Below are 13,325 nucleotides of genomic sequence, written 5' to 3'. Positions count from 1 at the left end.
GTCTTGTCAGTTAAGCATTTTTACAATTTCATTAGTGGCATGCTGTACGCTCAGCTCTTCGCTAAGTACAGCATCAAGCAAATCGTAATATTCTTTATCATCTCTTGCAGTAACCTGCGCTGTAGCTTTTTCCTTAACCGGCAATGCTGCCTGCCAGTACCTTTCACCGGCAAACGGATACCCCGGCAATGAGATCCTGCGCGGACGATCTGCGGTATATAGTAACTCCCAGTTGATCTGTAATCCCTTTACCCACCATTCCAGCACCTTTGTATCATTGCGCTGTAATAACCACTGATCAGCTACCTGTGCCAGCGTCTCATCCGAAGAGAAAACAGCGACAATATCCTTATTGGGCTTTACCTGTCCGCGGAAAACAGCTGTATGCTTCTCCTGCAGATAAGCAGCTAACTGCTGCTTCAGTTCTTCGATAGAGGCAACCGTAAATGCAAGCCGTTCTTCCAGCGCTTCTCTGCCGGTTTGTAAAGTATAAGCAATCGCAGCGAGCGTTTCATTGAAACCATCAACAGATACCGCATCCAGCAGACAACTCACCTGCGCCTGTAAACGATCTGCTGTACGGGCAGAAAGAACGATCATAACAGATCCTTGTGTTGTCAACGCTACAGGTTCATGTATATATTCAGTAACAACCAGATGAGCATTAGCTCCACCAGCTCCGAAAGAAGAAATACCTGCTATTCTTGGTGAGGCCCAGTCGGACAATTGCGATTGTACTTTAAATGGCGTATTGGCAAAATTGATATTGGGATTGGTTTGCGCGGCATGCAATGATGGCGCCAGCTGGCCATGTTTCATCTGTAACAGTACTTTCGTCAGACTGGCAATACCTGCTGCACTTTCGCAATGCCCGATGTTCGTCTTGACAGAACCAATCGCACAGAATTGCCTGTCGTCTGTTGTTGCTGAAAATGCCCGTGTCAAGCCATTTACTTCTATAGGATCGCCAAGGACAGTACCGGTGCCATGCGCTTCCACATAAGTGACTGTCCGTGCATCAATACCCGCGCGATCCAGTGCATCTGCCACGACCTGTGCCTGCGCAACAGGATTAGGAACAGTATAACCATTGGTGCGGCCGCCGGCATTAATAGCGGAACCCTGTATCACACCATAAATGTGATCACCATCTGAGATCGCGCTGGACAGCGGTTTCAACACCACAGCACCAACACCTTCCCCATCTACGAACCCATCAGCGCCATCACCAAATGCTTTACACTGATCGCCTGCTGACAACATCCCTGCGGCTGAAAGTCGCATATAGTGTACAGGATCTACGATCAGGTTTACACCACCTGCTATCGCACAATGACAGGAACCGCTGCGTATACTGTCGATAGCGAGATGAATAGCCGTCAGTGAAGACGAACAGGCGGTATCTACCGCCAGGCTAGGCCCCTGAAAGTTCATCACATAAGACACACGGTTAGCGACAGAATGATAGCTTGGTCCGGTGATATAATTGCCGTTCATAATACCGGCGAATACCCCCACCTTCCGGTCAACCGCCAGTTTAGCCGGGGTATAACCTGCATCAGCGATGGCATTGTAGGATGTCTCCAGGAACAACCTTTCCTGCGGATCGATACGTTCTGCCTCTAAAGGAGATATATTAAAGAACAAAGGATCAAAGCGGTCTATATCAGGAATAAAACCACCCCAGCGGGAATAGGTAGTACCCCATTTCCCTTTCTCTTCATCGAAGTGTGTCCGCCAGTTCCAGCGCTCTTCCGGTATCTCTGTAATACAGTTTTTACCTGTCTTCAGATTTTCCCAGAACGCATCCAGCGAAGCTGCCTGCGCATATTTCCCACTGATACCGATAATAGCAATGGGTATAGTGGTATTTCTCTGTTCCGTAAAGCTGTTTACTGATTGAACGGCTGTCACATTTGCTTTTCTGCCAAATGCTACCGGAACAGCTATCTGCGTGTTAGCAGGCTGCGTTACTTCCTGAGGTGTATGCCCGACAGATGGCGCATCACTTCCTAATAAGCTGATCAGCGCCTCTTTCTGTGTATCTATAAAATAGGCACTGAGCGAACGGATATCCTGGTATTCGAAGAACAGCGTACTGGATACTTCTCCAAATACCTCTTTCAATGCATTGTTTAGCTGTACGACAAGTATCGAGTCTATGCCATAAGATTCAAATGAAGCGTCAACGTCTATTTTGTGCGCTGGGATCTTCAGCACGCCACCCACCAGGTCCCTGAAATAAGCCAGGGCTTTCTCTTCCAGACCGGCCCTTTTATCAGCACGTCTGCTGTTTGTTGCTTGTTGTTGTATTGGTGCAGATTTCTTTACAACCGGTTTTGCCTGTACAGTAACTGCTGGCGCAACAGGTGGTTGATGGACAAGCTGCCGTACAATACCATCGCTGGCGGCAATGATGATCTGTTGTCCGAGATGATGAGCCGCTTTTACAGGGAATTGCAGATCGCTGAAACCTTCATCTGTCAACTGTCGTCTCCAGCTGTCTTCCACCAGTACCGGACTACCCGGCAGTCTTACTTCCGGATCTTCATACAACCACCAGCCATCTAATAGTCCAAAACTCAGATGCGTAAATAAGGAACTTGCACGCAACTCATTTAATAACAGCAAGCCGCCTGTCTGCAAAACAGCTTTGGTATTACGCAGGGTATTGCTGATGTTGGAAGTAGCATGCAACACGTTTGTTGCAACCACTACATCATACATACCTGCTTCAATGCCCTGTGGTTGTATCGGCTTGTCTACATCGAATATCTTAGTCCGGATATAAGGATTATCCGGTAGATAAGCTTTCTCCGCATGTAATAAAAATGCTCTTGATATATCTGTATAACAGTATTCAGCAATATGCTCCTGATAAGGTTTGAGTTTTCCAAAGATCATTGCACTGGTGCCTCCGGTACCTGCACCGATCTCCAGTATACGGAGACGCAGATCAGGATCTGTTGTACGGCGTTGTTGCAGGTAGTTCACCAATGCTACCGCCATCAGCTCATTAAAGTAATCGGCCACCAGATTATCCTTGTATACTCCCTGTACCATCTCCATGGATGAACCGGGAAACATCACTTCTGTTGCCGGACGCTTTCCTGTAATGATCTGTTGCAACGCACCTACTGTAGCATCTGCTAATACGACCTGGTTCTTCAGGTTCGGATTTTCCAGCCATAACAAACGTTTGGCAGCCCACTCCTGATGCACCTCAGCCGCTGGCAGCTCCAGTGCTTTTTCAGCGATCGTATATTGTCCACGCTCTGCTGTGAGGAGTCCGGCTCTTACCAATGCTGCAAGGCTTTCCTCCATCCATCTCTTATATCCAATGACGATCCGGCCATTTTCCATTAACACCGTACAGCTTCCCGGACTTGTAAAGCAGCCCAGTTCTCTTAAATGCACAAATAATAGTCTGGCGAGCAGCTGTTCCATTTCCAGTGCCTGAGCGCCTACTTTCTGCCAGATCTGCTCCAGTCTTTCCGGCGAACTATAATCGGCGCTATTGCCTCCTGTCAACGATTGTACATGTTTACACAATGCTGCCAGATCTGTGAAAGACATGAGTAATCCTGCATTGAGATGAATATCCATCTGCTCACTGATACCGGTTGCTATTGCTGCAAATACCTCCGGATCGGCACAGTATTCACCAAACGCGGCCTGCACGTCTATATTTTCAGCGGAAATACCAGTAGTTGCTGCTACTATCTGCTTCAGCGTACCTGTTACATCATTCATGGTACGAGGAGCACTTACCTGTGCAGGAGCAGGATACACCGTCATTCTTTCTGACAGTCTGATCCCTTCCAGCTGCAAAGGTTTACAGGTTTTAATAAATGCCAGTTGTTCAACCGGCGATGCCAGTAATGCTTCTAACGCCTCCATTCCATCTGCGGGTTCAATCGAATCAAATCCCGCCAATGCCATACGCTCCCTGTAGCTGTCATCGGCAACAATACCTACACTGCCCCAATAACCCCAGTTAATGACTTTCACCGGGCAATGCCAGGTCTGGGCAAGCTGTAATGCAAAGGCGTCTTTAAACGTGCAACCGGCTGCATAATTACTCTGTCCCGGTGCTTTGGTAAAGGTGGTCATGGAAGAGAAGAAAAGCACAAAATCAAGCTCCTCAGCAGCAAATACCTGCGCCAGCCGGACACTTACATCCAGCTTTGCAGAAAGTCCTGCACGGAATCTTTCCTCTGTCATATTCCCTAAGCCCTGATCCTGCAAAACAATGGCAGAATGAATAACACCATTTATTTTTCCGAAACGCTGTTTTATCTGTTCATATACGGTATGTAATGACGCATAACTGGTCGCATCAGCCGTATAATAAACAGGCGCTGGTCCCTTTATACTGAGTTTATTAATGCGCTCTTCTAGGTCCTTATCATAAGCACGTCTGCCGATCCAGATCACCTGTGCCTTGTAACGGCTGATCATATAATCGGTCCACACCTCTCCGATGCCACCAGCGCCACCGATCACTACATACACGCCCTCCTGTCTGTAAGAGGTAAGTTCCTGTCGTTGCTGTTCATAAACAATCAGTTCCTGCTGTTTCCACTGTCCTCCACGATAGACGAACGCATTTCCATGAGGATCGGCAGGCATCCGGAAGAGACTCTCCGGCAGTTCATGTTCCTGACCGAGATCCGCCAGTCTTACTTTCCAGTTAGGATACTCCTTTGCCATAACACCAACAAGACCATGTATAGCAGCATGTGCAGCGTTTACCTGTTCTTCCCTGGCGATAGAAAGACTCTGCCTCGTAAGGATCGTCCAGCCTAATTTTTCTGCCCCATAGCCTGCTTTCAGTAATGCTTTGACAAACCGGAACAATGCGTACACGATACCCTCCTGTGCTGTTATCATACCCTCTGCATCAACCGCGTATGTACCTGTTGCAGCAGCTTGCCAGATGATATGATCTATCTTTTCAACAGCCGCCAGTTTCTCTTCAAGCACGGTAACTGATTCCTGCCCCGTAATGATAAGGAAATGGGCATCCGGATAGTAAGCGGCAACTGCATGACGTTCATTTCCATTATGTACAACAACAAGTATCTTCGCATCTGCCGCCGGATATAAGGTATCCTGTTGATGACGAATGGTCTTCCATACTGGTCGCAGCAATAGTTTTCCTACTGGTGTACCGGCATCCTGCTTATTGTCAGCCGCCACTTCTTCCGTCAATGTTCTCGTCGTAAAGCCCCTGAGACTGATTATTATATTTCCTGCATTATCACAGATATCTATATCCAGCTTCTGAATACTGCCTTCTGCACTATAGCCTTCGCTAAAACGGGTCAATGCCCACATCTCCGCTTGACAGACGCCAAAAACGCTTATACTATCCAACGCAAATGGCAAGGCTGGTTTTAATGACTTGTTATCCAGTTCCTCCGGATGCGCAATGTTGCCAAATACAAATCCTATAAATGACTGCAAAGCTGCATCCATCATTCCCGGATGTAGCGCATATGATGCAGAGAAAAGGCTTTCAGGTAATGACAGGCGAGCCAATACCTGTACACCATCTGTATACAGTTGGCTGATACCACGGAAGGAGGCGCCGTAATCAAGTCCTATCCCGCTGAACGTATTGTATACCCTCTCTCCGTCAACCGTATTACCCAGTTCCCTTCTCAATTGAGTAAGATCGTATGCAGGCGGTATTGCCTCCGCCATTATATATGCAGTGCCTGTGCTGTTCAGCATATTTTCACGTCCATTAGCACTTATACTATGGATCTGATAATCGATCTGACCATCTTCATTAGCGGTCAATGATATTTTCATCTGCAATGGCCCATTCTCCTGTATGGCAGGACGCATCCAGGTAATATTTTTCAATATCACACCAGTTCCTTCTGCTGCATATCCGGCGGCTATCTGTTTCAAGGCAGTGTATGCCATCTCTATATGTGCGACGCCTGGCAAGATCTTCTTCCCCTTCACGACATGGTCCGCCAGGAAAAATTCGTTCCCTTTAAAAGTTGAGCTGAACACAAGACCATCCAGCGTAGATGTATTTGTATGTAATAAGCCTCCGATATGGGAGGTACCGGTATTACCTCCGTTTATCTGCTTTTCCGCTACCCAGTAGTGCTCCTGCTCAAATGGATAGACCGGCAGATGTAAACGTTGCGGCACATCGCTGTATAGTTCGCGCCAGGGGAAATCATAACCCTGACAGTACAGTTCTGCTAACGCATATAATGACTCACGATACTCCTGCGCAGGTAATTGATTGCCGGAACACTTACGCAGCAACTCAGTACCATATCCCAGTAGAGCTGCCTGTACTTTAAAATCACGGGATACCTTATTGCTGAAGAGGTGGGGTAACTTCTCCTGGTTCAAAGCCCTGGTCCAGGTCTGTATCGCATCCTGTTGTTGTTGCACGACAATAGCCGTACGATGTGAAAAATGATGACGTCCTTCCTGCAAAGTATAAGCTATCTGAAACAGGCTTTCGCTGGTGTGATGCAGATAGGCGATCATATCTTCCATTTTACGGAGTAATGCCTCTTCCGTTTTAGCCGACAGCAAGAGCAATACCGGCCCTGAAGTAGGCCCGGCAGAAGTATTCTCCCTGGTATAGCTGCTCACCACTACATGCGCATTCGTGCCACTCATACCGAATGAGCTTACGGCACCTGTTCTTGCTTTCCCATTGACTTCCGGCCACGCTGCCGCCTGACGGGGCACATAAAAAGGACTGCCATTCCAGTGAATGAACTCATTCTGTTCTTCAAAATGCAGACTGGCAGGGATCACCTTCTCCTGTACAGCTTTCACTAATGAAATAAGACTTACCAGACCGGAAGCGGCGAAGGTATGTCCGAAGTTGGTCTTTACAGAACTGATCGCGCAATAGCCCTGTTTATCCGTATAACTCCGGAATGCCTGGGCTAAGGCATTCACCTCAATAGGATCTCCCAGTTTAGTACCGGTTCCATGTGCTACCACATAGTCAATGGTTGCCGGATCAATATGATATCGGTTATAAACATCCTGTAGTAATGCCCGTTGGGAATTACCATTTGGAGCTGTAATACCGTTTGTTTTCCCATCATAGTTTACACCACTGCCGTCAATCACCGCATACACCGGATCACCGGCTGCGATCGCAGCAGAGAGCTTCTTCAGTACCACGACAGCAACTGCCTCACCCGGCACCATGCCGTTCGCCCGTTTATCAAAAGTGAAACACTTTCCATCAGGTGATAATATACCGGCCTGGCTCATCTGCACATAAGACATCGGCGTCAGTAACAGGTTCACACCAGCTGCCAAAGCCGTATCGCATTCATTACTCCGTAAACTCTGGCAGGCAAGATGCAAAGCGACCAGTCCTGACGAACAGGCGGTATTGATACTAATATTTGGTCCGTCGAGATTAAGGAAATAAGAGAGTCTTGCCGACATAATAGCGGCATGATTGGAAGTAATACTCCCCTGTCCGCCGGTTAAGATCTGGTATTCACCATCTTCAGCGCCTACGAACATCCCGACCTTACTGCTACTGATCTGAGCCGGACCATATCCGGCATCTTCCAAAGCAGCCCAGGCCTCCTGTAATAGTAAACGCTGACGCGGATCCATATAGGTAGCTTCCAGAGGTGCGATCTCAAAGAACAGCGGATCAAACTGATCTACATCTGGAATAAACCCACCCCATTTAGAATTAGACTTACCAGGCACAATCTGTTCATCATGATATTCGCGCCAATCCCATCTTGTGGTAGGAATTTCTGCAATGGCGCTCTTTCCTTCTGCAACCAACTTCCACATTTCGGCAATATTACCTGCCTGTGGGAAACGGCCACTCATGCCGATGACTGCTATTGGTTCATCTGCATCATTATTTGAAACAGACGTTTGTGCAGGCGTAGCCGACGCAGCAAAAGAACGAGGTTCAGCTACAGATCGTTTACCCGGCACAACTACCGTATGCGCTTCGCTATAAAATGTATTGATCTTTTCTGTGTGTTCATCCAGGTAATATTCCTGCAACTTCTCCAATGTAGCATAACTAAAAAATACAGCTGGTGTCACTTCTACATCATAATAGGCAGTTAAGCGTTTGGATAACTGCATCAGACTCACTGAATCAAAACCAAAATCTGCCAGATTTACATCTGCTGCAACCTTTTCCATGCCCAGTTGCAATAATTCACTCACCTGGCGGCGTAAATCCCACAGCAAACATTCCGCAACAGACCAGCCATGCATCTCTGCACTACGACCAGCACCATTCACTGATACGATCGTCGGTACAGGCAATTCTGTCTCTGCTGACAGCAACGGCATCTGGTGAATACGGGTGCTATCCCCATACATCACTAATCGCGTTACATCGCCCTCCCGCAACAATGACTCAAAAACAGATAATCCCATCGCTGATTCCAGATAACCCTGACCGCTGCTCTTCAGGTATAAGTCCAGTGAACTACTTTCACCAAGACTCATACCTCCTTCACGCCACAATGGCCAGTTGATCACAGTCGTAACGCCTTTAAAACCTGCTGTGCGGCGTAAAGCGCCATAACTCATCTGAAAGCGGTTAGCAATCGCATAATCACAGGAGCCAAAATCACCCAGTACAGCAGAGGAAGAAGAAAAATAACATACAAAGTCAAGCGCTTCCTGACCAAACACTTCGTCCAATACCTGGCTACCCCTGATCTTCGAAGACAATACTGATGTAAAGTCGTCATAATGTTTGTCACCGATAGTCGTATGACTCTGTACACCGGCTATATGCAGTATACCTGATATCTCACCCGTAATTTGTTTTGCAGCAGCTCTTACCTGCTCCATAGCAGCAATATCACTCACATCGGCCTGTACATAGATCACCTTATTATTGTCATGCTGTATCACCGATACTTTCGCTTCTTCTTCGACGGACAAACGGCGACGACCAGTCATCACCACATTGGCCTTCCAGGTGTTGCTTAAATAAGCACTGAACAATAATCCCAGTCCGCCGAAACCGCCTGTAACCACATAAGTACCGCCTTGTTTCAATAATGGCAGTCTACCTGTTTGTATATTACGTTCTTCCAGTTGAGGTACCGTACGGACGCCATTTTCGTAGTGCGCAACGTGATTTCCCGTATACCATAATTCCCCCAGTACTGTTTGCATGTTCAGGGCATCCCCTGCTGCATGTAATACAACATGTATATCCATACCAGGAAATACAAAGCCCAGCGAACGCGCATAACCTATCCAGGAAAATGCATAACATTTCTCAAGTGTGGATGCATAAGCACTTTTCAATAACAGGCGTCCTGCCTTTAATCCTGCTGACAGGAGTCCCTGCAACAGGTAAAGAATATCTTCGTAGGCCACTTCATTGGCGGGGCCTGCGTATAATACACCATCTACAACACCATATGCCGCTTTGATCTTATTGAAGACCGTCTTGTAAGCAGTTGCTTTATCTTTATCAAGCTGGAATATATTATCCCCGCCTTCTACATGATCCTTTGTCACAAACAACAATTTCACAGCCGGCAACAGCGACGCAACAGACGCGGAAATAGTGTTTATACTGGCTGTATCTTCAACAACGCATAATAAGATACCTGCCGCCGGCAGTGCCGGAGTTGACAAAGCTTTTTGTATCCATACTTCTTCAAAGGTCAGCAGTTCATGCTTATCCGTATTAATAGCTGATTTTACAATAGAAGATTTATCAGCTGTCTGACCACTACCCTGCTGATCCAGCTCCGGGAACCAATATCTTTCACGCGCAAATGGATAGACCGGCAGACTAATTCTCCGGGGCATACCATTATTATACAATAAAGACCAGTCAATCTCCAGTCCTCCCGTCCACAACTCAGCCAGTTTCTCCAGCTTACCTTTACTGATCCATGTGGCCAGTGTATCCCGGAAGTCTTCGTCATTAGTGAAAATAACTGGTGAGGATTGACCCTTTTTCACTTGTCCGCGATAAACACCGGCAGGCTCATTCTCTGATGACAGATAAGCTGCAAGTATCTCCCTGAGCGCGGTTGCAGACGAACAGACAAACGCAGCTCTCTGCTCCATTTCTTCCCTACCCGTTTGTAAAGTATAAGCAATGTCAGCCAACTCTGCAGACTGACCTTCGCTATTAATAAACTGTAACAGGTCCCGGACCTTTTCGTCTAATTGTATCTTTGTGCGTGCAGACAATACGATCACCAACTGATCATACACCACCTGCTCTCTTACCTGCGAAATATATTCCTCTACCAGTACATGTGCATTGGATCCACCAGCGCCAAAAGAAGAAATACCCGCTATTCTTGGCAATTCCTGTAGCAGACCATTCTGCTCCTTCACGGGTCGTTTCCACTCCGTCAGTTCACGTTTAACAACAAAAGGAGTTGCTTCAAATCTTATTTTGGGATTAAGCGTCTCTGCATGTAAGGTCGGGGCTATCAGTCCATGTTTCATTTGCAGGATCACTTTTGTGATGCCGGCAATACCCGCAGCAGCTTCACAATGTCCGATATTTGACTTCACAGCTCCTACGGAACAAAACTGATTTGTTGCTGCTGCAAATCCCTGCGTTAAACCGGTGATCTCAATCGGGTCTCCCAATTCAGTACCTGTGCCATGTGCTTCTATATAACTGATCGCTTCGGCTTCAATACCTGCTTTCGCAATCGTTTCGCTGATCAATGCGGCCTGCGCCACAGGATTGGGTACGGTATACCCATTCGTTTTTCCGCCGTGGTTTACACCCGAAGCTTTTATAACTGCATAGATATGATCATTGTCTCTTTCCGCCAGTGACAGCTTTTTCAGCAGTACAACGCCTACGCCCTCACCGGGAACAAAACCATCTCCACCCTCGCCAAAACTCTTACACTTGCCATCTGCCGCAAGCATCTGCTGCGAACAAAACAGTACATAACTGGAAGGATGCAGATACAGGTTCACGCCACCGGCAATGGCCATGTCACACTCGTTCCTATACAGATGCTCGCAGGCTTCGTGTATAGCCGTCAGTGAGGAAGAACACATGGTATCAACCGGCATACTGGGACCACGCAGATTAAGTAAATAAGACGTTCTGTTAGCCAGTGAACTAAAAGACGTGCGGGGGAAATAGGCAGCGCCCTTCCGCCACAATTCAGGCCCGTACAGATCAAACCCGGTACGCGTGATACCCGCGAATACGCCTACCCGGTGTGCGAACTGCTCCGCGATCTGACGCCGGGTATAACCAGCATCTTCCATCACCTCCCAGCACGCCTGTAAAAACAAACGTTCCTGCGGATCAATATTGACCGCTTCCCTTGGGGATATATTAAAAAACTGGGGATCAAAATCGGCATGTCCGTTGATAAATCCGCCCCACTTGCTGTAACTCTTTCCATTTTCCAGGGCAGCTGTTTTATCAGGTACATAAAAGTCGTCCAGTGACCAGCGATCTGACGGTATTTCACTGATGCTGTCTTTTCCGGCTTTAAGGCTCTCCCAGAAAGCGGTCAGGTTATCTCCTCCCGGATAACGTCCACTGATACCAATAATAGCAATGGGCTCTCTTACGGAAGGTTGCGCTGCTTCCTTAACTGCCGCTACTGTTTCCTTTTTCTTTACTCCTTTAAAAACAGGTATCTTTTTAGCCGTCACTGGCTTTGCTTCCTTCTCAGGCACCAAAGGCGTTTCTTCCTGCTTTGCATCCAGTTGTAGCACCTCCTTCAGTTTATCAGGATATGCTTTTATAAAATAAGCTGCCAGTTCATTGACAGTCTGATATTCGAAGAACAGTGTATTACTCAGATCTGCAAATACTTCTCCCAGCGCCTTATTCAGCTGCACCACTATGATTGAATCGATGCCATAGTCTTCTAGTGCAACAGCTGGCTTGATATTACCGGCAGGTATTCGTAATGTCTCTCCAATGATCTGTTGCAGATAAGCGATCGTTTTCCCTTTTAGCCCATCCCCATCTACATCAGGAGCATTGGTATTTAGAGGTACAGTTTTACCTGCTGATGACTTAGGTCCTGAGGAAGATACATCTCCATTGGTGACAGAAGATGGTCTTGGTTGTCTGATGATGCCATTACTCTCAGCTACCACGATCTGTTGACCAAGCGCAATACCATAGGCTGAAGGGAAAAACACCTTGTCATATCCCTCCGCGATAAAGACGTTCTTCCAGGACTCCGGCGACAGTCCGGGACATCCTGCCATACGTACCGGTGCATCTTCATACAGCCACCATCCTTCCAGTAAACCGAAAGTAAGGTGTGTGAACAGTGTATTATGACTCATTTCATTGAGCATCAGCAAGCCCCTGTTCTTCATAGCTGCCTTTGCATTACGCAATGTCCTGCGAATGTTACGGGTAGCATGCAATACGTTGGCAGCGATCACAATATCATATTTACCCTGCTCTATTCCCTGTTGTACTGCCGGTTTCTCCACATCAAAGATGCGGCATTGCAGATATGGAACAGACGGCGCATAAGTGTTCTCTGCATACATCAGGAACGCGCGGGAAAGATCAGTATAACAATAGCTTTCTATATGCTCACGGAACGGCGCAAGTTGCTTAAACAGAATAGCACTGGTGCCACCTGTACCTGCACCTATTTCCAGGATATTGATGCGCACATTTTTGTCCTGTCTGATTCGTTCCTGGCAATAGGCAGTCAACGTTTCCGACAACACTTCATTAAAATAATCCGCGACCTTATTGTGTTTATAAATGCCCTCTACGAGTTTCATAGAGCCTTCGGGGAACAACACATCTGTTGCCGGCACCTTTCCGGAAAGAATATCCGGTAATGCCTTCATAGTCGCATCCAGTAAAGCCACCTGTGCCTTGACGTTCACGTCAGACAGGTCGGTCACCTTCGCCGTCTCCCAGGCAGACCAGGCGTCTTTTAAGGAACTTCCCTTTCCTGTTGGGGTAAATTTGTTGTCCTCTTTTTGTAAATACCCCGCACTCACTAATACCCGTAAGGTTTCATCCAGCCAGCGTTCATAAAAAGCGGGTAGTTGTTGCGGTCTGTGGTATTCACTTCTGACAAGGCCTCCTGTCTTTAGTACATCTGATTTTTTTAACTGCCACCATAACAATTCCGTCAGCAGCTTATCCAGTACAGAAAGATGCGATGCACTTTCTGTTTTCATAGCGCTTACCACCCCATTTGTGTCTGGTATATGTTCTTCCAGCTTATCAATTACGGTAATAACAGTTGCAGGTAAAGCTGTGATAATTTCCGCTTTATTTACACCAAGATTAACATTCATACAATAAGGTTTAACTGCAGAGTGTAGAG

At 47.1% G+C, this 13,325-nt stretch carries 1 protein-coding gene; it reads right to left on the bottom strand.

Annotated elements, in window-relative coordinates; translation table 11 throughout:
* Window positions 1-6: 6 nt before the first annotated feature.
* On the bottom strand, window positions 7-13,296 hold the full coding sequence (locus BMZ72_RS00430) for an SDR family NAD(P)-dependent oxidoreductase (protein ID WP_089804163.1): 13,290 nt from the start codon (window positions 13,294-13,296) through the stop codon (window positions 7-9).
* Window positions 13,297-13,325 lie beyond the last annotated feature (29 nt).

This window comes from Chitinophaga sp. YR627 (genome assembly GCF_900114995.1).
Classification (GTDB): Bacteria; Bacteroidota; Bacteroidia; order Chitinophagales; family Chitinophagaceae; genus Chitinophaga.
Note: the sequence above shows the minus strand (reverse complement) of the source record. Positions and strands in the feature narration are given on the sequence as shown.

What these genes read in the sequence shown, in the direction of transcription:
- BMZ72_RS00430 (WP_089804163.1), bottom strand. Translation starts at nt 13,296, where the DNA reads ATGAATGTTAATCTTGGTGTAAATAAAGCGGAAATTATCACAGCTTTA.